This window comes from Pseudomonas sp. ES1 (genome assembly GCF_050586605.1).
GTDB classification, from domain to species: Bacteria; Pseudomonadota; Gammaproteobacteria; order Pseudomonadales; family Pseudomonadaceae; genus Aquipseudomonas; species Aquipseudomonas sichuanensis.
In genome coordinates this window covers 50,362-74,350 of record NZ_JBOBDM010000021.1, presented here as the reverse complement: position 1 = coordinate 74,350, position 23,989 = coordinate 50,362, and the positions used below count along the sequence as shown (strand labels likewise).

The 23,989-nt window shown below is 64.5% G+C and carries 15 protein-coding genes; 4 read left to right on the top strand and 11 right to left on the bottom strand.

Annotated elements, in window-relative coordinates:
* Positions 1–107 precede the first annotated feature (107 nt).
* The 3 genes from gdhA to ACQ4N9_RS11255 all read right to left on the bottom strand — a co-directional run bounded on the left by gdhA (position 108) and on the right by ACQ4N9_RS11255 (position 4,070).
* On the bottom strand, positions 108–1,448 hold the full coding sequence (gene gdhA / locus ACQ4N9_RS11265) for an NADP-specific glutamate dehydrogenase (protein WP_125465583.1): 1,341 nt from the start codon (positions 1,446–1,448) through the stop codon (positions 108–110).
* A gap of 308 nt (positions 1,449–1,756) precedes the next feature.
* Positions 1,757–3,424 (bottom strand): energy-dependent translational throttle protein EttA, encoded by a 1,668-nt coding sequence (gene ettA / locus ACQ4N9_RS11260; protein ID WP_110996559.1) that lies wholly within the window; start codon positions 3,422–3,424, stop codon positions 1,757–1,759.
* Positions 3,425–3,656: 232 nt separating this feature from the next.
* Positions 3,657–4,070: a hypothetical protein gene (locus ACQ4N9_RS11255; RefSeq protein ID WP_390970193.1), complete on the bottom strand. Its 414-nt coding sequence runs from the start codon at positions 4,068–4,070 to the stop codon at positions 3,657–3,659.
* Positions 4,071–4,306: 236 nt separating this feature from the next.
* Between ACQ4N9_RS11255 and ACQ4N9_RS11250 the strand changes: the two genes are divergently transcribed.
* Complete coding sequence (locus ACQ4N9_RS11250) at positions 4,307–8,137, top strand: sensor domain-containing protein (RefSeq protein ID WP_390970195.1); 3,831 nt, start codon at positions 4,307–4,309, stop codon at positions 8,135–8,137.
* Positions 8,138–8,439: 302 nt separating this feature from the next.
* Positions 8,440–9,693 (top strand): serine hydroxymethyltransferase, encoded by a 1,254-nt coding sequence (glyA, locus tag ACQ4N9_RS11245; protein ID WP_033701398.1) that lies wholly within the window; start codon positions 8,440–8,442, stop codon positions 9,691–9,693.
* Positions 9,694–10,086: 393 nt separating this feature from the next.
* Here glyA and yjiA read toward each other — a convergent pair whose 3' ends face one another.
* The 3 genes from yjiA to ACQ4N9_RS11230 all read right to left on the bottom strand — a co-directional run bounded on the left by yjiA (position 10,087) and on the right by ACQ4N9_RS11230 (position 13,435).
* Positions 10,087–11,079: a GTPase gene (yjiA, locus tag ACQ4N9_RS11240; protein WP_390970198.1), complete on the bottom strand. Its 993-nt coding sequence runs from the start codon at positions 11,077–11,079 to the stop codon at positions 10,087–10,089.
* Between the two features lie 78 nt (positions 11,080–11,157).
* Positions 11,158–11,355 carry a YbdD/YjiX family protein gene (locus ACQ4N9_RS11235; RefSeq protein WP_110994698.1) on the bottom strand — a complete coding sequence of 66 codons (198 nt, stop codon included), beginning with the start codon at positions 11,353–11,355 and terminating at the stop codon, positions 11,158–11,160.
* A 13-nt stretch (positions 11,356–11,368) separates the two neighbouring features.
* A complete protein-coding gene (locus ACQ4N9_RS11230) occupies positions 11,369–13,435 on the bottom strand; it encodes a carbon starvation CstA family protein (RefSeq protein ID WP_110994697.1) in 2,067 nt (688 codons plus the stop codon).
* Between the two features lie 166 nt (positions 13,436–13,601).
* On the opposite strand from ACQ4N9_RS11230, the gene ACQ4N9_RS11225 reads away from it, so the two are divergent.
* On the top strand, positions 13,602–13,970 hold the full coding sequence (locus tag ACQ4N9_RS11225) for a PilZ domain-containing protein (RefSeq protein WP_390970201.1): 369 nt from the start codon (positions 13,602–13,604) through the stop codon (positions 13,968–13,970).
* Between the two features lie 262 nt (positions 13,971–14,232).
* Positions 14,233–15,750, top strand: coding sequence for a nucleobase:cation symporter-2 family protein (locus ACQ4N9_RS11220; protein ID WP_390970203.1), 1,518 nt, complete (start codon positions 14,233–14,235; stop codon positions 15,748–15,750).
* A gap of 231 nt (positions 15,751–15,981) precedes the next feature.
* Here the strand turns inward: ACQ4N9_RS11220 and ACQ4N9_RS11215 are convergent, their stop codons facing one another.
* The 5 genes from ACQ4N9_RS11215 to ACQ4N9_RS11195 all read right to left on the bottom strand — a co-directional run bounded on the left by ACQ4N9_RS11215 (position 15,982) and on the right by ACQ4N9_RS11195 (position 23,971).
* Entirely contained in the window at positions 15,982–17,322 is a 1,341-nt protein-coding gene (locus ACQ4N9_RS11215; RefSeq protein ID WP_390970205.1) for a TolC family outer membrane protein, read from the bottom strand.
* A gap of 5 nt (positions 17,323–17,327) precedes the next feature.
* The gene (locus ACQ4N9_RS11210; protein ID WP_390970207.1) at positions 17,328–18,674 is read right to left on the bottom strand and encodes an HlyD family type I secretion periplasmic adaptor subunit; all 1,347 of its coding nucleotides are present in this window, start codon (positions 18,672–18,674) and stop codon (positions 17,328–17,330) included.
* A gap of 4 nt (positions 18,675–18,678) precedes the next feature.
* The gene (locus tag ACQ4N9_RS11205; protein WP_390970209.1) at positions 18,679–20,442 is read right to left on the bottom strand and encodes a type I secretion system permease/ATPase; all 1,764 of its coding nucleotides are present in this window, start codon (positions 20,440–20,442) and stop codon (positions 18,679–18,681) included.
* A 169-nt stretch (positions 20,443–20,611) separates the two neighbouring features.
* A complete protein-coding gene (locus ACQ4N9_RS11200; RefSeq protein WP_125465595.1) occupies positions 20,612–21,226 on the bottom strand; it encodes a heme acquisition protein HasA in 615 nt (204 codons plus the stop codon).
* A gap of 81 nt (positions 21,227–21,307) precedes the next feature.
* On the bottom strand, positions 21,308–23,971 hold the full coding sequence (locus ACQ4N9_RS11195) for a TonB-dependent receptor (protein ID WP_390970284.1): 2,664 nt from the start codon (positions 23,969–23,971) through the stop codon (positions 21,308–21,310).
* Positions 23,972–23,989 lie beyond the last annotated feature (18 nt).

Here is a 23,989-nt window from a genome sequence, read left to right as displayed (position 1 = left end):
CGCAAGGCCGCTCCTACGGGGAACGCGACAATCTGGATGATCGCGCAATCCTGTAGGAGCGGCCTTGTGCCGCGAAAGGGCCGCAAAGCGGCCCCGTCGGTCTCAGATCAAACCACGCCCTGCGCCAGCATGGCATCGGCGACTTTCACGAAGCCGGCGATGTTGGCGCCCTTGACGTAGTTGATGCTGCCATCGTCTTCCTGGCCATAGTGCACGCACGCATGGTGGATCGACTGCATGATGTTGTGCAGCTTGCTGTCCACCTCGCCCGCAGTCCACAGCAGGCGCATGGCGTTCTGCGACATCTCCAGGCCCGACACGGCTACGCCACCGGCGTTGGACGCCTTGCCCGGAGCATAGAGAATGCCGGCCTCGATGAAGATATCCACAGCGTCGAGGGTGGTTGGCATGTTGGCGCCTTCGGCCACGCAGATGCAGCCGTTGCGCAGCAGGGTACGGGCGTCTTCGGCGTTGAGTTCGTTCTGGGTAGCGCACGGCAGGGCGATGTCGCACGGCAAGGCCCATGGCGTCTGGCCTTTGCGGAACTCCAGGCCGTACTGGGTGGCCAGCTCGCTGAGGCGGCCACGCTTGACGTTCTTCAGCTCCATCAGCGCATCCCATTGGGCATCGCTCAAACCGGCTTCGCAGAACAGCGTGCCTTCGGAGTCGGACAGCGAGATCACCTTGCCACCCAGGTCCATCACCTTGCGCGCAGCATACTGGGCAACGTTACCCGAACCCGAGATCGCCACGCGGCGGCCATCGATACGCTTGTCCTGGCGCTTGAGCATCTCTTCGGCGAAATACACGCAGCCGAAGCCGGTGGCCTCCGGGCGGATCAGGCTGCCGCCATAGGTCATGCCCTTGCCGGTCAGCACCGAGGTGAACTGGTTGGCCAGGCGCTTGTACTGGCCAAACATGTAGCCGATCTCGCGGGCACCCACGCCGATGTCACCGGCCGGCACGTCGAGGTCGGCGCCGATGTGGCGGTACAGCTCGCTCATGAACGCCTGGCAGAAGCGCATCACTTCAGCATCGCTCTTGCCCTTCGGATCGAAGTCCGAGCCACCCTTGCCACCGCCCATCGGCAGCGAGGTCAGCGAGTTCTTGAACACCTGCTCGAAGGCCAGGAACTTGAGCACGCCCAGGTTCACCGACGGGTGGAAACGCAGGCCACCTTTGTACGGGCCAATGGCGCTGCTCATCTGGATGCGGTAGCCGCGGTTGACCTGGACCTTGCCCTGGTCATCCACCCACGACACGCGGAACAGCACGGCGCGCTCGGGCTCGACCATGCGCTCGAGGATGCCGGCTTTGAGGTAGTGAGGGTTGGCTTCGAGGAAGGGCCACAGGCTGCGCAGCACCTCTTCCACCGCCTGGTGGAACTCGGGCTGGGCAGGGTCGCGCTGTTGCAGACGGGCCAGGAAGGCGTCGACAGATTCAGTCATGGTAGACATCTCACCAAGAGGGATTGTTTTTGGTTTTTTCGGGAATGTACCAAGAACCAATCGCACTGGAACAGGGCGCAATGTCGTTTTTATGAAATTATTTGGTGCGTTTTATATAACTGTATACAAAATTACTCTCGCGTCGCCCTCTTAGCGGGTAAACCCGCTCCCACAAGGACTGCACCCATTTCACTGCCAGTGCCGGACCTGTAGGAGCGGGTTTACCCGCGAAGAAGCCAGCCCCACTTTTCGATCACGCACAAAAATGGGGCCGCATAGGGCCCCATTCTTGTGCAGCTAAAACCGGCTTACTGGGCCAGTTTCTTGTGACGCACACGGTGCGGCTGGGCAGCGGCATCGCCCAGGCGCTTCTTGCGGTCGGCTTCGTACTCGGTGTAGTTACCTTCGAAGAACACCACGCTCGAGTCGTCTTCGTACGCCAGGATGTGGGTGGCCACACGGTCCAGGAACCAACGGTCGTGGGAAATCACGATGGCGGCGCCCGGGAAGTCCAGCAGGGCCTCCTCCAGCGAACGCAGGGTTTCGACGTCGAGGTCGTTGGACGGTTCGTCGAGCAGCAGGACGTTGCCGCCCTCTTTCAGCGTAAGGGCCAGGTGCAGGCGGCCACGCTCACCACCGGACAGGTCCTTGACGAACTTCTGCTGGTCACCGCCCTTGAAGTTGAAGCGGCCGACATAGGTGCGCGACGGGATCTCGTAGTTGCCGATGCGGATCTGGTCGGAACCGTCGGACACCTGCTGGAACACGGTCTTGTTGCCGTCCAGGTCTTCGCGGCTCTGGTCGACGCAGGCCAGTTGCACGGTTTCGCCGATCTCGATGCTGCCCGAGTCCGGCTGCTCTTTGCCCATCAGCATGCGGAACAGGGTCGATTTACCGGCACCGTTACCACCGATCACGCCGACGATGGCGCCCTTGGGCATGGCGAACGACAGGTTGTCGATCAGCACGCGGTCGCCGTAGCCCTTGGTGACGTTCTTGAACTCGATGACCTTGTCGCCCAGGCGCGGACCGGCCGGGATGTAGATCTCGTTGGTCTCGGAACGCTTCTGGAACTCCTGCGACTGCATCTCTTCGAAGCGCTGCAGACGAGCCTTGGATTTGGACTGGCGGGCCTTGGCGCCTTTGCGCACCCACTCCAGTTCCTCTTTCATGGCCTTTTCGTGAGCGCTCTGCTGCTTGGATTCCTGCGCCAAGCGGTCCGACTTGGCCTCCAGCCAGCCCGAGTAGTTGCCTTCGTACGGAATACCGGCGCCGCGGTCCAGTTCGAGGATCCAGCCGGCGACGTTGTCGAGGAAGTAACGGTCGTGGGTGATCGCCACCACGGTGCCGGGGAAGTCGTGCAGGAAGCGCTCCAGCCAGGCCACCGAGTCGGCGTCCAGATGGTTGGTCGGTTCGTCCAGCAGCAGCATGTCGGGGGCCGACAGCAGCAGGCGGCACAGGGCCACGCGGCGCTTTTCACCACCGGACAGGTGCTCGATCTTCGCATCCCAGGCCGGCAGGCGCAGGGCGTCGGCGGCGACGTCCAGCTGGCGCTCCAGGTTGTGGCCGTCGGCAGCCTGCAGGATGGCTTCGAGCTTGGCCTGTTCGGCGGCCAGCTTGTCGAAGTCGGCATCCGGGTCGGCGTAGGCGGCGTAGACCTCGTCCAGGCGGGCCTGGGCGTCCTTGATCACGCTGACCGCTTCCTCGACCACTTCACGCACGGTCTTGGTTGGGTCCAGCTGCGGCTCCTGGGGCAGGTAGCCGACGTTGATGTCGGGCATCGGACGGGCTTCGCCGTCGAATTCCTTGTCGACGCCCGCCATGATGCGCAGCAGCGTCGATTTACCCGCGCCGTTCAGGCCGAGCACGCCGATCTTGGCGCCCGGGAAGAACGACAGGGAAATATTCTTGAGAATTTCCCGCTTCGGCGGCACGACCTTGCTCAGCCGATGCATGGTGTAGACGTATTGAGCCAAAACCAAGCCCTCTATCAGATAGGTAAAGACATCGACGTACGCCCGAGGCGGTTGCCCGGGGGATGTGTTTACGGGGTGTCATTGAACAAAGTGGGCCATTCTACGCCAAGCTGAGACATTGCACAGAGTGGTCGCTCGTTGGCCGAGCCCTTGGGGCTGGAGTGACAGCGATGGGCTGTCAGGACCCCATCGCAGGCAAGCCCGCGATGAGGTCAGTAGGGTCCGGCAGGACTCAGACGTGCGACTGCCTGGCCTTGCCACGCGGCAGGCGGCAACGGTCCGACTGCTCGGCCAGGCGTGCGGCCCAGGCCGACTTGACGCTGAAGGCGCCGCTGCGTGCAGGCTTGTCGGCTTGCTTGGTGATCGGCTTGCTCACCGCCTTGACGGGTGCGGCGGCAGGCTTGGCGAGCGGCTGCACGGCAACTTCGGCAACAGGCTCAGCGGCGGCCTTGGCCGCTTTGGCCGACTTGCGCAGCTCGGCCAGCGACGGCGTCTTGTTCAGGCTGGCAGCAGCCGCGTCCGGCTTGGCCAGCGAGCGCTGGCAGGTCTTGCAGGATACGTCCTCGGCCGCAGCAGTGCTGACCAGGGTCTGACTGCTGCGTCCGCAGGCAGAATCAAGACCATTGGTGGAATAGTGGGTAACCAAAACCTTACTTCTCCGATGCGTTGACTATGAAGCGGCCGGCATTCTCGCACAGGATGCAGGGGCTTGCCGAACCGGCAGGACCAGCTGCGATCACACCCACTGGCACTTTGCCATGTTTGAAGGCATGCTAGGCGGCTTCACATTGGCGGCTTATAGTGCGCCCGGCAGCTTGCCTGGCCACGGCATGCGCCGTGCATGCGCCCTCCCTGCCGTCAGCCCAATCGCAGGACCAACGCTTGACCAATCTCACGCATCCGTCATCCCTGCGCCCCGCTGCTGCCAAGGCCGGCAGCCACCTGCGCGGTTCGTTGAAAGGGGCACTGGCCCTGCTGGCGCTGGTATTGCTGGGCCTGCTGCTTTGGCAACTGTTCACCCAGTTCCGCCACACCCAGGCTGACCTTCGCCAGCAAAGCCTGACGACCAGCGCCGAGCTGGCCGACCATCTGGGCCTGAACATGGCGCTCAAGGCACAGCAAGCGCTGAACCTGGTCCAGCCCTACGTCAAAACTCCGGCGCCCGCCGCCCTGCCAACCCTGCTCGAAACCTTGCAGACGCGCCTGCCTGCCCTGCAGCAGCTGGCCTGGCTGGACAGCAATGGCCAGACCCTGGTCGATACCCTGGCCGGCAGCGACGATCGCCCACTGATTGACGAGCTCCTGCAACTCAACCAGGGGCGCGCCTTCTTCTATACCAACAGCCCTGACAACACATGGGTCTACCTGCTGCTGCGCCAACCCGCCGAGCAGGACCGCGGCTACTGGCTGCTGCGCCTGAGCCCCGACTACTACCAGGAACTGGCCCAACACCTGGATGGCCCCGGCCACCCATTGTGGTTGCTGGAAAACAGCCGCAACGGCGAGGTGATCGAGCGCCACGGCCCGACGACCACCAGCGACGAGCCGCTGCAGAGCGTGATGCTGGCCTACATCGACAACAGCAGCTGGCAGCTGCGCGGCCTGTTCGACGCCGGCCTGGCCCGCAGCAAGCTGCTCCCGGCACTGATCGGCAAATGCGTGCTGGTGCTGTTCTGCGCCCTGCTGCCGGTACTGGCGCTGATCAACATGCGCCGCCGCCAGCGCGCCCTGCAGGAGGACCGACGGCGTTATCGGGAAATCTTCGAGGGCACCGGCGTGGCCCTGTGCGTGCTCGACCTCTCGAGCCTGCCCGGCCAGCTCGACCGCTATCACTTGCGCAACCGCGCCGCGCTCAAGCAGAGCCTGGCCCTGGACCCGAACCTGCGCCGCTCGCTGCTGGCCGAGCTGAAGATCACCGAAATCAACCAGGTCGCCCGCCAACTGCTCAACGTCGATTGCAATGAAGGCGCCTGGCAGCGCCTGATCGACGGCAGCGGCGACAGTCGCGACAGCGTCGGCATGCAGCTGATCGACGCGCTGATCGAAGAACGCAGCCAGCTCGAACTGGAAGTGCGCCTGCCAGCCCCGCTGGGCGGCGAATTGCACCTGTGGCTGATGGTGCGCTTGCCGCAGCAGCGCCGCGACTTCCAGGCGGTGATCCTGAGCATCAGCGACATCACCAGCCGCAAGCAGGTGGAACTGTCGTTGCTCGAACGCGAGAGTTTCTGGTCGGACGTGGTCCGCACCGTGCCCGACCAGCTCTACGTGCAGGACGTGCACAGCCAGCGGATGATTTTCAGCAACCGCCACCTCGGCCAGACCCTGGGCTATGACCGCGCGGAGCTGGCGCAGATGGGCGAGCGTTTCTGGGAGTTGCTGCTGCACCCCGAGGACGCCGAGCACTATCAAACGCTGCGCCGGCAACAACTGGACAGCAACCGTGAACAATCGCTGTACTGCCAGCTGCGCTTCCGCCACCGCGACGGCGGCTGGCGCTGCTATGAAATTCGCGAGCAAGTGCTGACCCGCGACAGCGACGGCCTGATCACCCGCATCATCGGTGTGGGCAAGGACGTCACCGTGCAGATCGAGGCCAGCGCGTCGCTACGCGACAGCGAGCAGCGCTACCGCATGCTCGCCGAAAGCATCAGCGACGTGATCTTCTCCACCGACAGCCTGTTGCAGCTCAATTACGTCAGCCCTTCGGCGCAGGCGGTGCTCGGTTACCCGGCCGACTGGATCTTCGCCAACGGCTGGCAGTCGATCGTCGCCAACCCGGCCCAGCTCAGCGGCGTCTATGCCCTGATGGAACGGGTCAGCAAGGCTCTCGGCGACAACCAGCAACTGGCCTTGCTGCGCACCACCCTGCCCACGCAACTGTTCCTGTTCGACTGCCTGCGCGCCGACGGCCGCAAGATCCCCATCGAGCTGCGCCTGGTGCTGGTGTGGGACGAGCATGAGCGCTTCGAGGGCGTACTCGGCGTGGGCCGCGACATCAGCCAGCAGCGCCGGGCCGAGAAGGACCTGCGCATGGCGGCCACGGTATTCGAGCACTCCACCTCGGCGATTCTGATCACCGACCCGGCCGGCTACATCGTCCAGGCCAACGAGGCGTTCAGCCGGGTCAGCGGCTATGCGGTCGCCGAAGTGCTCGACCAGCTGCCGGGCATGCTCACCGTCGAACACCAGCAGGACGCTCACCTGGGCTACGTGCTCAAACAACTCAACCAGCGCGGTAGCTGGGAAGGCGAAGTGTTCCTCAAGCGCCGCAACGGCGAGCACTACCCGGCCTGGGTCGGCATCACCGCGGTACTCGACGACGAAGGCGACCTGGCCAGCTACGTGTGCTTCTTCACCGACATCAGCGAGCGCAAGGCCAGCGAACAGCGCATCCACCGCCTGGCCTACTACGACGCCCTCACCCACCTGCCCAACCGCACGCTGTTCCAGGACCGCCTGTACACCGCTCTGCAGCAGGCCGAACGGCAAAAGGCCTGGGTGGTGCTGATGTTCCTCGACCTCGACCGTTTCAAGCCGATCAACGACTCCCTCGGCCACGCTGCGGGCGATCGCATGCTCAAGGACATGGCCGAGCGCCTGCTGGCCTGTGTCGACGACGACGACACCGTGGCGCGCATGGGTGGCGATGAGTTCACCCTACTGCTGCAACCCAAGGCAACCCGCGAACTGGCGCTCAACCGCGCCATCCACGTCGCCGAGAACATCCTCGGCAGCCTGGTCACCCCGTTCGTGCTAGAGAACCGCGAGTTCTTCGTCACCGCCAGCATCGGCATCGCCCTCAGCCCTCAGGACGGCAGCGAGCTGAGCCAGCTGATGAAGAACGCCGACACCGCCATGTACCACGCCAAAGAGCGTGGCAAGAACAACTTCCAGTTCTACCAGGCAGACATGAACGCCAGCGCCCTGGAGCGCCTGGAGCTGGAGAGCGACCTGCGCCACGCCCTGGAGCAGAACGAGTTCATCCTCTACTACCAGCCGCAGTTCAGCGGCGACGGCAAGCGCCTGACCGGCGCCGAGGCGCTGCTGCGCTGGCGCCACCCGACCCGCGGCCTGGTACCGCCGGGCGACTTCATCCCGGTGATCGAGGAGCTGGGGCTGGTGGTGGACGTCGGCGACTGGGTGCTGCGCGAGGCCAGCCGCCAGCTCAAGGCCTGGCACCTGGCCAAGGTGCGGGTGCCGAAAGTGTCGGTGAACATCTCGGCCCGGCAGTTCTCCGATGGCCAGCTTGGCACGCGCATCGCCACCATCCTGGAAGAAACCGGCCTGCCGCCGGCATGCCTGGAGCTGGAACTGACCGAAAGCATCCTGATGCGTGAAGTCCACGAGGCCATGCAGATCCTCGACAGCCTGAAGAACCTTGGCCTGAGCATCGCGGTCGATGACTTCGGCACCGGCTACTCGTCGCTGAACTACCTCAAGCAGTTCCCCATCGACGTGCTGAAGATCGACCGCACCTTCGTCGACGGCCTGCCCGAGGGCGAGCAGGATGCGCAGATCGCCCGGGCGATCATCGCCATGGCCCACAGCCTCAACCTGGCGGTGATCGCCGAGGGCGTGGAAACCCACGAGCAGCTGGAATTCCTGCGCGAACATGGCTGCGACGAGGTGCAGGGCTACCTGTTCGGCCGGCCGATGCCGGCCAACCAGTTCGAGGCGCAGTTCAGCAACGAGACGTTGTTCATGTTCCAGTGAGCTGCTGCAGTCTGGTGCGACCCATGTGGGAGCGGGTTTACCCGCGAAGCAGGCCACACGGTACATGGCACCGGCCTAGCCGGTGTTCGCGGGTAAACCCGCTCCCACAGGTACATCGTCGCGACTGAAATGCGCATCTAAAAACGGACCCAAGGGTCAACTCTCATTTCCGCCCAACCCAGACACGGCGCGGCCTGCAACATGAGCCCCATTGGTCCGCGACTTGATGCCACTTCATATGCCAGGCGCGAATCAATCGGTTAGAATGCCCCCCCAATCCAGCCCGATCCTTGAGGACCGCCATGTTCAGCCGTGATTTGACCATTGCCAAGTACGACGCCGAGCTCTTCGAAGCCATGCAGCAAGAAGCCCTGCGCCAGGAAGAGCATATCGAGCTGATCGCTTCGGAAAACTACACTAGCCCCGCCGTCATGGAAGCCCAGGGTTCGGTACTGACCAACAAGTACGCCGAAGGCTACCCAGGCAAGCGCTACTACGGTGGTTGCGAGTACGTCGACGTGGTCGAGCAACTGGCCATCGACCGCGCCAAAGAGCTGTTCGGCGCCGACTACGCCAACGTCCAGCCGCACGCCGGCTCCCAGGCCAACGCCGCCGTCTACCTGGCGCTGCTGTCGGCCGGTGACACCATCCTGGGCATGAGCCTGGCCCACGGTGGCCACCTGACCCACGGTGCTTCGGTAAGCTCGTCGGGCAAGCTGTACAACGCCATCCAGTACGGCATCGACGGCAACGGCCTGATCGACTACGACGAAGTCGAGCGCCTGGCGGTCGAGCACAAGCCGAAGATGATCGTTGCCGGCTTCTCTGCCTACTCGCAAGTGCTGGACTTCCCACGCTTCCGCGAAATCGCCGACAAGGTCGGTGCCTACCTGTTCGTCGACATGGCTCACGTCGCCGGCCTGGTTGCCGCTGGCGTGTACCCGAACCCGGTGCCGTTCGCCGACGTGGTCACCACCACCACCCACAAGACCCTGCGCGGTCCACGTGGCGGCCTGATCCTGGCCCGTGCCAACGCCGACATCGAGAAGAAGCTGAACTCCGCCGTCTTCCCGGGCGCCCAAGGCGGCCCGCTGGAGCACGTCATCGCCGCCAAGGCCATCTGCTTCAAGGAAGCCCTGCAACCTGAGTTCAAGGCTTACCAGCAGCAAGTAGTGAAGAACGCCCAGGCCATGGCTTCGGTGTTCATCGAGCGCGGTTTCGACGTGGTTTCCGGCGGCACCCAGAACCACCTGTTCCTGCTGTCGCTGATCAAGCAGGAAATCTCCGGTAAGGACGCCGACGCCGCCCTGGGCAAGGCCTTCATCACCGTCAACAAGAACTCGGTGCCGAACGACCCACGTTCCCCGTTCGTCACCTCGGGCCTGCGTTTCGGCACCCCGGCCGTGACCACCCGTGGTTTCAAAGAGGCCGAGTGCAAAGAGCTGGCCGGCTGGATCTGCGACATCCTGGCCGACCTGAACAACGAAGCGGTGATCGACGCCGTGCGTGAGAAGGTCAAGGCCATCTGCAAGAAGCTGCCGGTGTACGGCAACTGATTGGCAGACCGCTGATGTGAAAAAGCCCGGCCATGTGCCGGGCTTTTTTGTGGGCGCTTGGCGAGAATCTTGCCGCGCTCGATCTCATAGGCAAAACAACTGTTACGTCACACAACTAGCAGTCTCCACGCTAATCCCGCTAATAGTTCTAGCGGGCCGAGGCGTTTCTGCTTCGGCATTTGCCCCGTCGCGTCTTAATGCATGACAGCGCTTGATGGCTTGCATCAGTTGCCAGATGAGCACCCGTTTCAAGGCTGGCTCCATCACCGCCTCAGCTAAACCCTCTTCCAAAAAGAAGTCATCGAAATTCGACCCGATGTGAAGATTCATTTGACCCACTCTCATGAAGACCTTGAGGTGGAAAAAATGCCGCCATAAGGCGGCATTCACAAGTCAGACACTTCTGACCGACTCATCACTCAAAGCCTCGAAACCTGCCTGGATCTTCTCCTCCGGCAGCTCATCACCAATAAACACCATCACGCTTTCCCGAGCCTCACCTTCCTTCCACTCGGCATCCCAGTCGAAGCCATAGAGCTTGAGCACCCCCTGGAACACCAGGCGGCGGTCTTCGCCGGCAATGTTCAGCACGCCCTTGTAACGCAGCAACTGCTTGCCGTGCTCCTCCAGCAGCTCGTTCATGAAGTCGCTGAGACGATCAATATCCAACGGCGTTTCGGTGCGCAGCACCAGCGTCGAGATACGGTCCGGCGTCGCGGGCTTGAGCACGGGGCGCAAGCTCGGCTTCAGGCTGATGCCCAGCTCCGGATTGAGGTTGAAGCCGCGTACATCGAGCAACTCGGCCAGGTCGATACGACCATGCTCCACCACGCGGATCGCCGCCCGGCCGTTGATGCGGGCCAGGCGCTCGCGCAGGGCCTCCACCGCCGCAGGTTCGGCCAGGTCAGTCTTGCTCAGCAGCAGGCGGTCGGCAAAACCGACCTGGGCCTGGGCGATGGCCTGGGTCAGGTGCAGTTCGGCATGCACGGCATCGACCAAGGTGATGATGCCGTCGAGGACATAGCGCTCGCGCAGCTCCTCATCGATGAAGAAGGTCTGCGCCACCGGCGCCGGGTCGGCGAGGCCGGTGCACTCGATCACCAGGCGGTCGAAAGCGATTTCGCCGGCATCCAGGCGCTCCAGCAGCAGGTACAGGGCGCGGGTCAGGTCGCCATGGATGCTGCAGCACACGCAGCCGTTGGCCAGGGTCATGACCTGCACCGGTTCGTCGCCCAGCAGCTGGCTGTCGATGCCGGCCTCGCTGAACTCGTTTTCGATCACGGCGATCTTCAGGCCGTGCTCGGCCTTGAGCATGTGTTTGAGCAGGGTGGTCTTGCCGGCGCCGAGGAAGCCGGTCAACACGGTAACGGGAATCGGCGTTTGCACGCGGTTGTCTCCTGGGGCTGAAAACGAAAGTGGGAGCCCGGTTGCCCGGGCTCCCACTGATTCACACGTGTCGCGGGTTCAACAGCACTTGGGCCCGGACTTGCCACCGTAGCGCGCTTCCTGGCGTTCGCGGAAGAACGCTTCGTAGCTCATCACCGGCTTGTCCGGGTGCTTGGTCTGCATGTGCTCGACGTAGTTGTCGTAGTCGGGCATGCCGACCATCAGGCGGGCTGCCTGCCCCAGGTACTTACCCAGTCGACTCAAGTCGTTGAACATCGCGGCATTCCTCTCAAGCGTCAGGCAAAGCCTGGAACGGGGTTTCCTTGTCGCTGCGCTCCTTGCGGCCCCAGGCGGCATAGCCGACCTTGAGGGCGAAGAACAGGATGCTGAACACCACCAGCAGGAACAGGATCGTCAGGCCGGCGTTGGTGTAGGCGTTGAAGATCACGTGCTGCATCTGGCCGATGTCCTTGGCCGGGGCCAATACCTGGCCGGCGTCCAGCGCGGTGCTGTACTTCTTGGCCAGGGCCAGGAAGCCGACGGCCGGGTTCGGGTCGAACAGCTTGATCAGGCCCGCGGCGGTGGTGCAGATCAGCAGCCAGACCGCTGGTACCAGGGTGACCCAGATGTAGCGCTGGCGTTTCATCTTGATCAGCACCACGGTGCCGAGCATCAGGGCGATACCGGCCAGCATCTGGTTGGAGATACCGAACAGTGGCCACAAGGTGTTGATACCACCCAGCGGATCGATCACGCCCTGGTACAGCAGGTAGCCCCACATCGCCACGCAACCGGCGGTGGCGAGCAGGTTGGCGCCCCACGACTCGGTGCGCTTGAGCGCCGGCACGAAGCTGCCCAGCAGGTCCTGCAGCATGAAGCGCCCGGCACGGGTACCGGCGTCCACGGCAGTCAGGATGAACAGCGCTTCGAACAGAATCGCGAAGTGGTACCAGAACGCCATGGTGTTCTCACCCGGCAGCACCTGGTGCAGGATCTGCGCGATACCGACCGCCAGTGTTGGCGCACCACCGGCACGGGCCAGGATGGTGTGTTCGCCGATGTCACGGGCGACCGCTTCCAACTGCTCGGGGGTAATCAGGAAGCCCCAGCTGCTGACCGTTTGCGCCACCGAAGCTACGTCGGCACCGACCACTGCGGCCGGGCTGTTCATGGCGAAGTACACGCCTGGCTCGATCACCGAGGCGGCAACCATGGCCATGATGGCGACGAACGACTCCATCAGCATACCGCCGTAGCCGATGTAGCGGGCGTTGGTTTCGTTGTCCAGCAGCTTGGGCGTGGTCCCCGAGGAGATCAGCGCGTGGAAGCCGGACACCGCGCCGCAGGCGATGGTGATGAACAGGAACGGGAACAGGGTGCCTTTCCACACCGGGCCCGTGCCGTCGGTGAACTGGGTCAGCGCCGGCATCTTCAGCTCGGGGGCGATGATCAGGATACCGATGGCCAGGCCGACGATGGTGCCGATCTTGAGGAAGGTAGAGAGGTAGTCACGCGGCGCCAGCACCAGCCATACCGGCAGCACGGCGGCGACGAAACCGTAACCGACCAGCATCCAGGTGATCTGCACGCCGGTGAAGGTGAAGGCCGGGCCCCAGACCGGATCCGCGGCGATCTGGCCCCCCAGCCAGATCGACAGCAGCAACAGCACCACGCCGATGACCGAGATCTCGCCGATGCGGCCCGGGCGGATGTAGCGCATGTAGATGCCCATGAACATCGCGATCGGGATGGTCGCCATCACCGTGAACATGCCCCACGGGCTCTCGGCCAGGGCCTTGACCACGATCAGCGCCAGCACCGCGAGGATGATGATCATGATCAGGAAGCAGCCGAACAGGGCGATGGTGCCGGGGATGCGGCCCATTTCCTCACGCACCATGTCGCCCAGCGAGCGGCCGTTGCGACGGGTGGAGAGGAACAGGACCATGAAGTCCTGTACCGCGCCAGCCAGCACCACGCCGGCGATCAGCCACAGCGTGCCGGGCAGGTAGCCCATCTGTGCGGCGAGCACCGGGCCCACGAGCGGGCCGGCACCGGCAATGGCGGCGAAGTGGTGGCCGAAGAGGATGTGTTTGTTGGTCGGGACGTAGTCCAGGCCATCGTTGTTGAGTACCGCGGGCGTGGCCCGGCGGGGGTCCAGTTGCATCACCTTGGTGGCGATGAACAGGCTGTAGTAACGGTAGGCAACCAGGTAGATGGCCACTGCCGCGACCACGATCCACAAGGCGTTGATTGCCTCGCCGCGCCGCAGGGCTACCACACCCAGCGCGCAGGCCCCTATGACTGCCAGCGCCAGCCACGGAATGTGGCGTAGCAGGCTATTATTGTTGTTCATGGTTTACTTCCAGCTGGTGGATTGGAAAGACCGCCCATCGAGTCTAGGGCGTGTCATCGCGCATTGCCACACTTGCTTTGGTCTAGAGCCTCTGCGGCCAGATTGCGGTACCTGCTACAGCGACATTAACCACTATAGTCAGGTTGAACCCCCGAGGACCTTCCCCATGAGCAGTCACGACGAGCGCCGCCGCTTCCAACGCATCAACTTCGATGCACCTACCGAACTGCGCCAGGGCGAACGCCGCTGGCCCGCCAAGCTGCTGGATCTTTCGCTCAAGGGTTTGCTCATCGAGCGCCCCGCCCCCTGGGACGCCGACCTCACCCAGGACTTCGAGGCGATCATCAAGCTCGATGACGGCACGACCCAGGTGCGAATGCAGGTCGAACTGCGCCATGAAGAGGAAGCCTGCCTGGGTTTCATCTGCCTCTATATCGACATCGATTCGATGACCCATTTGCACCGTCTGGTGGAATTGAACGTGGCCGACAGCACCGAAATGATGCGCGAGCTGCGTGAATTGATCGAAGATTGAAATCTCTTAGCCTGCTAACAAACTGACCTGGGAGTGTTTCCTGTCTACCCAGACAGCTTTGTGCGGGCCCCACCGACCCTTGTACACACCCTTCTAGTACCGCATTTACCGAGTTGGAACGCATTCTGCATCCAGAAAAAGCGCACCCTGGAGGCACCGCTGTGCGCGTCAGGATCAAAATATTGTATACAATTCTGATAGCAATCGAATCCACATCCTGTCTACAGTAGTGCCACAACAATAAATGCTGAGAGCCTGCTCCATGACTACGTCCCCTAGCACGTCTCCCACCCAACGCCCCGAGGATGAAAACCTCGGGCTTGGCGCCAACCTGGCCTACGGCCTGCAACACGTTCTGACCATGTATGGCGGGATCGTCGCGGTACCGCTGATCCTCGGCCAGGCGGCCGGTCTGGCGCCCGCGGAAATCGGCCTGCTGATTGCGGCTTCGTTGTTCGCGGGGGGGCTGGCGACGTTGCTGCAGACCCTCGGCCTGCCGTTCTTCGGCTGCCAGTTGCCCCTGGTGCAGGGCGTCTCGTTTGCCGGTGTGGCGACCATGGGGGCGATCCTCAGCAGCCAGAACGGTGGTGGCTTGCCGGCGGTGCTGGGTGCGGTCATGGCCGCCTCGCTGATCGGCTTCCTGATCACCCCGGTGTTCTCGCGCATCACCAAGTTCTTCCCGCCGCTGGTGACCGGTATCGTCATCACCACCATCGGCCTCACCCTGATGCCCGTCGCGGCGCGCTGGGTAATGGGCGGCAACAGCGCTTCGCCGGAGTTCGGCAGCGTGGCCAACATCGGCCTGGCGGCACTGACCTTCGCCATCGTCCTGCTGCTGAGCAAGCTGGGCAGCGCGACCATCTCGCGGCTGTCGATCCTGCTGGCCATGGTGGCGGGCACCCTGATCGCCTGGGCGCTGGGCATGACCGACTTCAGCAAGGTCACCGAAGGCCCGATCTTCGCCTTCCCCACCCCCTTCCACTTCGGCATGCCGACCTTCCACATCGCCGCGATCCTGTCGATGTGCATCGTGATCATGGTGACCCTGGTCGAAACCTCGGCCGACATCCTCGCGGTCGGTGAAATCATCGACACCAAGGTCGACTCCAAACGCCTGGGCAATGGCCTGCGCGCCGACATGGCCTCGAGCATCCTGGCGCCGATCTTCGGTTCGTTCACCCAGAGCGCCTTCGCCCAGAACGTTGGCCTGGTGGCCGTGACCGGGGTCAAGAGCCGCTACGTGGTCGCCACCGGCGGCGTGATCCTGGTGGTGCTCGGCCTGCTGCCGATCATGGGCCGCATCATCGCCGCAGTCCCGACCCCGGTTCTCGGCGGCGCCGGCATCGTGCTGTTCGGTACCGTGGCCGCCAGTGGTATCCGCACCCTGTCGAAGGTGAACTACAAGAACAACGTCAACCTGATCATCGTCGCCGCCTCGCTGGGCTTCGGCATGATCCCGATCGCCGCGCCGAGCTTCTACCACAACTTCCCGAGCTGGTTCGAAACCATCTTCCACTCCGGCATCAGCTCGGCGGCGATCATGGCCATCCTGCTCAACCTGATGTTCAACCACTTCACCACCGGCAACTCGGAAAACCAGTCGGTGTTCGCCGCGGCCTACGAGCGCACCATCCAGTATTCGGACATCTCGTGCCTGCGCGATGGCGACTACTTCAAGGATGGCAAGCTGTTCGACGCCGACGGCAATGAAGTGCCGGTCATGGAACTGGACGAACACGGCAACGAAGCGCCCAGGCGCAAGGCCGTTGCCGAGCACTGATCGCTGAGCGAAGCGATCACGCAGGGGAGCCGATGCGCATCGTCGGCTCCCCTTTTTGTTTACCTGCGCAGATCGCTGATTTCGCAAGCGCGGCGCGTTTCCTGTGGGAGCGGGTTTACCCGCGAACACCGGCGAAGCCGGTGCCCTGCACCGCGTCGTCTGCTTCGCGGGTAAACCCGCTCCTACAGGACCCCGCTAAATCAACAAGTCATTTGCAGTTCTTGGGATTGATCAGCCGTGGGCGGCAAAGTAACCGTTCAGCGCATTCAGGTCCCCGGCATCCAGCACCCCCGCCAGGTAGCGCAGTTTCAGCCACGCCCGCAGGTAGTCGTAGCGCGCCTGGGCCAGGTCGCGGCGGGCACTGTACAACTGCTGCTCGGCATCCAGCACATCCAGGTTGACCCGCTCGCCGCCCGCCACGCTCTTGCGCGTGGCCTCCACCAGCGCGCCCGCGGCGCTCACCGCCAGGTCATAGGCACGGATCTTCGCCGTGCTGCTGGCGCACAGGTTGAACTGCCGGCGCAACTGGTTGACCGTGTCGCGCAGCTGGGCATCCAGCTCGAAGCCCGCGGCATCGCGCTGGGCCTGGGCCTGGCGCACCGAGGCCGACACCCCGCCCCCGGCAAACAGCGGCATGCTCAGCTGCAGGCCGATGCTGTCGGTGTCGTAGCGCTGGTTGTAGCTGCTTTCGGAACTGGAACTGGAAACCCCGCTGCTGGCATACGCACTCAGTGACGGCAGGTGCCCGGCGCGCTGGCGCTCGACGTTGTGCTCGGCCACCTCCAGGCCATGGCGCTGGCTGGCCAGCTCGGCGTTGTGGGCCACGGCCAGATCGCGCCAGGGTTCAAAACGTGCCGGTGTCAGTGGCTGGACCGTGAAACGCGTCGCCAGCGGTGCCAGGTCCTCGACCGTCACAGGCTCGCCGATGATCGCCTGCAGCGCCTGCAGCGCGGCATCGAGGCTGTCGCCGGCCTCGATCTCCTGAGCCTGGGCCAGCTCGAAGCGGGCGCGGGTTTCCAGCAGGTCGGTACGGGTGCCCTCGCCGCCCTTGAGCAATCGCTCATTGAGTGTCAGCTGCTCGGCATAGGTGCGCCGCTGGGCCTGGGCAAGGCCGATCTGTTCGTTGGCGAACAACGCCTCGCTGTAGGCCTGGAACAGCCGTACCACCAGCTCCTGGCCGCGCCCGCGCAGGCGCTCGTCCGCCAGCGCCGCCTGGGCCACGCCCTGGCGATAGGCACTCCAGGCGGCGTAGTCGAACAGCGGTTGCTCCAGGGTCAGCGTCGAACTGTAGCTGCGGTAGTCGCGCTGGGTGGTGACGTTGCCGAACTGGCTGTGCTGGGTCACCTCGGAGTCGTTGCGCGCGCGGTTGTAGCGGTACGACAGCTTGGGCAACAGGCCGGCACGGCCGATCGCCAGGTTCTCCACACCGGCGGCACGCTCGGCGATCGCCCCATGCCAGGCCGGGTCGTTGCGCAGGGCCAGGGCATAGGCATCGCCCAGGTCAAGCGCCTGCGCCGGCAGGCTGGCACCGAAGATCAGCATGGGCAGGGCAAGGCGGGCAAACAGCGGCATCCGCATCACTCCTCCGCCAGGGCGACATGCACCCGGTCGGCCAACGGCTTGAACAGGTAGTTGAGCAGCGAGCGCTCACCGGTGCGCACGAACGCCTCCACCGGCATGCCCGGGCGGATGTCCAGCCCCGCCAGCTGCTGCAGGCCCTGCTCGCTGACCTTGATGCGTACCTGGTAATAGGGGTGCTGGGTCTTTTCATCGACCAGCCGATCAGCCGACACCAGGCTCACCTCCCCCTCCACCCGAGGCGTGGTGCTCTGGTTGAAGGCAGCGAACATCAGCTCCACCGGCAGCCCCGGGCGCAAGCGGTCGACCATCTCCACTGGTGCCCTGGCATCGACCAACAGCGGCGCACCGGCCGGGACGATCTCCATCAACTGCTGGCCACGGGCGATCACCCCGCCATTGGTGAACACACTCAGCCCCACCACCGTGCCAGCCACCGGGGCACGCACCTGGGTGTGGGCCAGCTCGAACTCGGCGCTGCGCAGGCGATTGCCCAGGTCCTCGGCACTGGCTTGCAGCTCGGCCAACTGCTGACGCACTTCGTTCTGGAACTCCTGTTGGCGCTGGCCGATGCGCAGCTTGAGTTCCAGCACCTGGCGCCGGGTACGGCCGATCGAGCCCAGGTCTTCGGCGATCGAGCCGTTGACCTGAGCCAGCAGGCGTTCATTGTCGAGCAGCCGGTTACGGGCGATATAGCCATCCCGGGCCAGGTCGCGCAGGCCACGCAGTTGCTCGTCGAGGGCGTCGCGCTGGGCCTGCTTGCTGGCCAGTGAGCCCTGCAAGCCCTGCAACGAGGCTTCGGCGCCGGCGATGCCTTCGCGCATGCCGCCAAGCTCCATGTCCAATGCGCGGGCACGGCTGACCCGCAACTGCCGTTGGCCCTCCAGGGCCGCGGCCACCCAGGGCGTGCCGGCCTCGGCCTGCAGGCTCTCCGGGAACGCCAGGCCCGCCAGGCCGTCACGCTCGGCCAGCAACCGCGCCTCACCGGCGCGGGCGTTGACGTACTGCACCCGCAGCGAGCCGACCTGGGCCTGGGCCTGGGTCGGGTCCATGCGCAGCAACACCTGGCCGGCACTGACCGGCTCGCCATCGCGTACCAGCAGTTGCTCGATCACCCCACCCGTGGGGTGCTGCACCGCCTGCTTGCTACCCGCCACCACCACGTTGCCGGTCACCGGCACGCCCTTGTCCAGCGGCGCCAGCGCAGCCCACAAGAGGAAGCCGCCAAAGCCGGCCAGCACCAGCCATCGCCCCATCCGGGCGGGGCGATGTTCACTGAGGCTGAGCACGTTGTCGGGGTCGGCGGGCACATCGGTCTTGCGCTTGTTAACGGCATGTACGGTCATGAAGTCAGGCTCTTGGCAGGCCGAAGCTGGCGCTCAGGCCAAGGGGCGGGCGTGTGGCGGGGGCGGCGGCAACCGGCGCCGGGCGGGCGGCGCGCTGCAGGTCCTGCAGCACCCGGGCGGTCGGCCCGTAGGCTTGCAGCTGGCCGTTCTGCAGCATCAGCAGATTGTCCAGGCCCGCCAGCAACGACGACTTGTGGGTGATCAGGATCAGCGTGCGCTTGTGCTCACGCAGCTTGCCGACGGCCTCGAGCAGCGCCTGCTCACCGGCCTCGTCAAGGTTCGAGTTGGGCTCGTCGAGCACGATCAATGCCGGCAACCCATACAGCGCGCGGGCCAGGCCGATACGCTGGCGCTGGCCGCCAGACAACCCGCTGCCGCCCTCGCCCAGCACCGTGTCATAGGCTGCCGGCAGCTTGAGGATCATCTCGTGCACACCGGCCATTTGCGCGGCGGCCACCACCTGCTGGGCGTCCACCGGGCCCAGGCGGGCGATATTGTCGGCAATGCTGCCGGCGAACAGTTGCACATCCTGCGGCAGGTAGCCGATATGCCGGCCCAGCGCCTGGCGCTCCCACACCCGCAGGTCGGCACCGTCCAGGCGCACCTTGCCGGTGGACGGCGCGGCAGCACCGACCAAAAGACGGGACAGGGTCGACTTGCCTGAGCCCGATGGGCCGATGATGCCCAGCGACTCGCCGGCAGCCAGGTCGAAACCCAGGTTGTTCAGGCAGGGCCGGTTGCTGCCCGGCTGCAGCGCGCCCACTTGTTCCACCGTGAGCCTGCCCAACGGTGCCGGCAGGGGCATGCCGGCCGGGCGTGGCGGTTGCGTGCGCAACAGCTCGCTCAGGCGCAGGTAGGCCAGGCGGGCACCGCTCCATTGGCGCCAGGCGCCGATCAACTGGTCGATCGGCGCCAGCACCCGGGCCATCAGGATCGAGCCGGCGATCATCATGCCGGGGGTGATCAACTGCTCGATCGCCAGCCAGGCGCCCAGCCCCAGCACCAGCGACTGCAAAGCCAGGCGCACGGTCTTGGACACCGCGCTGACCGCCGCGGTGCGCTCGCTGCCCAGGTTCTGCCGGGCCAGAAAACCATGGTGCAGGCGCGCCCAGCGCTGGCGCACCACGCCCAGCATGCCCATGGCTTCGATCACCTCGGCATTGCGCAGGTTGGCGCTGGCCTCAAGGCCAGCCTGCTGCGACAGCTCGCCCGCCTCGGCGAACGGGGCCTTGGTCAGGCGCTCGTTGACCCAGGCCAGCACTGTCAGCAACACCGCGCCCACCAGTGCCATCAGGCCAAGCCACGGGCTGAACATGAAGATCACCAGCAGGTACACCGGAAACCAGGGTGCGTCGAAGAAGGCGAACAGCGCCTGGCCGGTGGCGAACTGGCGCAGGCTGGTCAGGTCGGCGAGCATCTGCCCGGCAGCGCCCTTGTGCCCCGCCAGGCTGGCCGCATAAGCGGCGTCGAACACCCGCGGGTTGAGGTCCATGTCCATGCGCGTGCCCAGGCGCACCACCACTTGGCTGCGCAGCCACTCCAGCACGCCCATGAAGGCGAACAGGCCCAGCACCAGGAGGCTGAGCATGAGCAGCGTCATCTCGTTGCGCGACGACAGGACCCGGTCATACACCTGCAACATGTACAGTGCCGGCGCCAGCATCAGCAGGTTGATCACCGCGGTGAACAGGGCGACGTTGGCGAGTCCGGCACGGCAGGCCTTGAGCGCCTGCAGCACTTCGTTGGCCGTGGCGGGAGCGGTTCGCATTCGTTGGAAACCTCACAGGGTGCGCCGACCGGCGATTGCTTTGTGCCGGTCGACGCCACAGAATTCGCACCACCGCAGCCTGGGCCCGGCAAAGACACGGGCTGCGGGGTAAATGCAACAAATCAGCGAATGGCAGGGTTACCTTCCATTCGCTTTTTCATGCCTGGGCTCAGGCCGCCAAGGCCAGGTCTTCAGGCAGCGCCTGCACGCCAACGGCTTCGGCCGAGGCCGCAACCGGGCCAGCCGCCAGGGCGGTGTTGATCTGGGCGAAGGTGTTGTTGGTGGACACGCCGTAGTCGGCCAGCAGGTTGTCCAGCACGGTTTCCAGGCCGCTGGTCTTGCCCTGCATCAGGTTGTAGATCACGTTGTGCACGTCGTTGCCTGCACGACCGGCACCTTGAGCGGCGTTCAGGTCCAGGCCGTCGAAGCTCACGGCCAGCGCCTGCACGCTGTAGTTGCCGCTGGCGTCACGCAGCAGGGTGTTGCCCAGGGTCACGGTGTCCAGCTCGCCGTACAGGTAGTGGTTCTGGTTGTCGCCGGCCGGCAGCGAGGCATTCCAGACGTAGTGCAGGCCGGTCGGGGTGTCGCTTTCGGCGATCACGGCAAAGTTCGAACCATTGGTGCCGCGAATGGCGTACTGGCTGCCATCGGTGCCGCCCTCGTTGAAGCCACCGGTGTTGCTGGCGTTGTGGGCAGCGGTCTTGAAACCGGTGGCCCAGGCCGAGAGGTACTGGTCAACGGTGAAGTTGGCGAAGGAAGCCGAGTAGGTAACGGACAGAGACATTGCATTTCCTCATTGCGTTGCAGTTGAGAGCGAAGGCGTCCAACGCCTTCGTGTTGCCCGACAGTGGGCGAACCTGGTGAATCAGAAACGGTACTCGAGCATGCCGGAGAGGGTCCGGCCACGGGCCAGGGACAGGTTGTTGGCGTCGCCCATGGCCACGAAGTAAGCCTCGTCGGTGACGTTTTCCAGCGACAGGGCAATGTTCAGCTGCGGGGTCGCCCAGTAGCTGGCATACAGGTCGTAGACCTTGTATTCCGGCCAGCGGGCCTTCTCCAGGTTGCCGTAGCCCTGGCTGTTGAGGTGCTCGCCCCGGCCCGCGCTGTAGCGCAGGCGGGCGCCGACATCGAGGGTGTTGTCGAAGAAGCGCAGGCCGGTGGTCAACGCGCCACGGTCGGACGGCATGTAGGCGGCGTTGCCCATGATCTCGCCACAGCTGACCTGGTCATTGATCGCCTGGCCCTCGCTGAAGTTGTAGGCCGGCAAGGTCACCGGGATCGGGAAGCCGCCGAAGTCGATCACCGTGTCGATCATGCCGGCGTCGTTGCGCTGCACACCGCCGCCCATGTACAGCTGCTTGGAGCAGAACTCGTTGCTGCCGATCATGTGGGTGTAGCTGAGCTGGGTGTAGAAGCGGCCGTTGTCGTAGTCGAGCGAGTACTCCACGCCACGGAAGTTGGTGCCTTCAAGGTTGTTGGTGTAGGCACTGTTGCCCAGCGACAGCCCGGTGATGTCGGTGCTGGGCAGGTCGACGCTGTAGTCGAGGTACGAGAAGTTCTCGATCCGCGTATCGAAGTAGGCCACCTTCACGCCGAGGCGGTCGCCATCGCGAAACAGCGATTCCTTGAAAATGTTGAAACCGGCTTCCCAGTTATGCGACTGCTCGGGCTTGAGAAACGGATTGGGGTATACCAGCTCGTTGCCGCCGCCGTGCGGCTTGCCGCTCATGAACGCTTCGGTCACGGCCGGCGGGCGCCAGCCGCGGCCCCAGCGGGTGTACAGCTGCAACCAGTCCAGCCCCGGCTTGACGCCGATACCGAAGGTCGGCGAGAAGCGCCCCTCTTCGCGCTCGACGTCATAGGCAAACTCGGTTTGCTCGCGCAGCACGTCCACGCCCGTAACACCGATCGGGTAGGCCCAGGTGGTGAACCCGGTCTTGCCGGTCAGGCGATAGCGGTCGTAGCGCAGGCCGGCATCCAGGGTCAGCCAGCCGTCATGCTCGAACGACAGGTTGCCGAACAGGCTGCCCATGGCCCGCTTGCCTTCCGGGTCGGCCCCGGCGATGAACGGGTTGTCCCTTTCACTCGGCGCGGGGATGCGCTCGCTGCTCGGCTTGAAGGTGTCCAGGAACAGTTCGGCGCCGTAGTTGAAGCTCAGCAGGTTGCTCTGGCCGAAATAGAAGCGCGAGGTGTTCTGCGCCTGCAGGCCCCAGGTGTCGGTCTGGAAGTGATCGTTGTAGTCGGCGTAGAAGTTGCCGCTGCCGACGCTGGCGGTATTGCTGTTGTTCCAGCGGTCCTGGCGGGTGGTGACGAAATACAGCTTGGCCTTGAAGTCGATCAGGTCGTTGTCCGGCGCATAGCTGTAGTCGAGCCCGAAGTTCTTCGCGTTGATGTCGCTGCTGGCGGTGCGCCGGTAGTAGAACGAGTTGAGGTCTGAGGCCAGCCAGGTCCAGGCGTCCTTGCTGTCGGTGTCGGTTTCCATGTAGCTCAGTTGCAGGCGCTGGTCTTCGGGCAGGTTCAGGCCCACCTTGATCAGGTTCGAGCGGGTCACCGTGCCCATGTCGCCAACCTCGGACTCGATCCAGTTGTCCCAGGCCCGCGGGAACAACTTGCGCAGGCGCATTTCGGTGCCCAGGTTGTCCTTGTTGTTGGTGCCGGCGCGGTAGTTGCCGAAGTGGCGCTCGCTCATGCCCAGCAGCAGGTCACCCACTTCGTTGCCGAAGGCGAACACGCCGCTGCCGTTGAAATAGGTACCGTTGCCCAGCTCGCCGATGCCATGCCCGGCACGAATCCGGCCGCCCATCTCCTTGCCCGGGCCGAGAAACTCGGCAGCGTTCAAGGTGTTGAAGCTGGCAATGCCGCCGAGCACACCCGCGCCGCCCATGCCGGACTGGCTGCCCTTTTCGATCTCGACGTTGCTGACGAACTCCGGGTCGATGAACATCGTGCCATTGCGCTGCTGGTGGCCATTGACGCTGAAGTTCTGGCGCATGCCGTCGATATTCATGTTGACCCGGCCGTAGTCCTGCACGCCGCGAATGTTCACCGACAGGCCCGGATCGCGCTGGTTGACTGCGGTGTACACCCCGGCGGTCTGCTCGAGCATGTCGGCGGCATGGCGTGGCGGGCGTTTGTCGATCTGATCACGGGTGATCACGCTGGCCGAACGTGGCGCCTGGTACACCCAGTCACCGTCACGGCTGGACTCGACCTGGGTGACCCCCAGTTCCAGGGCCGCGCCGGACTCTTCGAGCCGCTCCAGGCCCACCTGCCCCGCGGCGCTGAAGTGGTAGCGCACCGGCATGTTGCGCAGCAGCAGGCGCAGGCCCTCTTCCACGCTGTAGCCACCGCGCAGCCCTTCACTGTACAGGCCGACCAGCTTGCGGCTGTCATAGAACACCTGCACACCGGACTGCTCGGCATAGGCCAGCACTGCGCTGTCGAGCGGCTGGGCGGGAATGTCGAACTGCACAAGGCTGCGGCTTGTGCTGTTCGGCGACGTGGCGGCCTGGGCCAGGCCGATCCCCATCGGCAGGCTCAAGGCGCC

Bases quoted from the DNA above. Each gene is read 5' to 3' on its own strand.
- gdhA (WP_125465583.1), bottom strand. From the start codon at position 1,448: ATGACTGAATCTGTCGACGCCTTCCTGGCCCGTCTGCAACAGCGCGAC.
- glyA (WP_033701398.1), top strand. From the start codon at position 8,440: ATGTTCAGCCGTGATTTGACCATTGCCAAGTACGACGCCGAGCTCTTC.
- ACQ4N9_RS11235 (WP_110994698.1), bottom strand. From the start codon at position 11,355: ATGTTCAACGACTTGAGTCGACTGGGTAAGTACCTGGGGCAGGCAGCC.
- ACQ4N9_RS11230 (WP_110994697.1), bottom strand. From the start codon at position 13,435: ATGAACAACAATAATAGCCTGCTACGCCACATTCCGTGGCTGGCGCTG.
- ACQ4N9_RS11225 (WP_390970201.1), top strand. From the start codon at position 13,602: ATGAGCAGTCACGACGAGCGCCGCCGCTTCCAACGCATCAACTTCGAT.
- ACQ4N9_RS11220 (WP_390970203.1), top strand. From the start codon at position 14,233: ATGACTACGTCCCCTAGCACGTCTCCCACCCAACGCCCCGAGGATGAA.
- ACQ4N9_RS11215 (WP_390970205.1), bottom strand. From the start codon at position 17,322: ATGCCGCTGTTTGCCCGCCTTGCCCTGCCCATGCTGATCTTCGGTGCC.
- ACQ4N9_RS11210 (WP_390970207.1), bottom strand. From the start codon at position 18,674: ATGACCGTACATGCCGTTAACAAGCGCAAGACCGATGTGCCCGCCGAC.
- ACQ4N9_RS11205 (WP_390970209.1), bottom strand. From the start codon at position 20,442: ATGCGAACCGCTCCCGCCACGGCCAACGAAGTGCTGCAGGCGCTCAAG.
- ACQ4N9_RS11200 (WP_125465595.1), bottom strand. From the start codon at position 21,226: ATGTCTCTGTCCGTTACCTACTCGGCTTCCTTCGCCAACTTCACCGTT.
- ACQ4N9_RS11195 (WP_390970284.1), bottom strand. From the start codon at position 23,971: ATGGGGATCGGCCTGGCCCAGGCCGCCACGTCGCCGAACAGCACAAGC.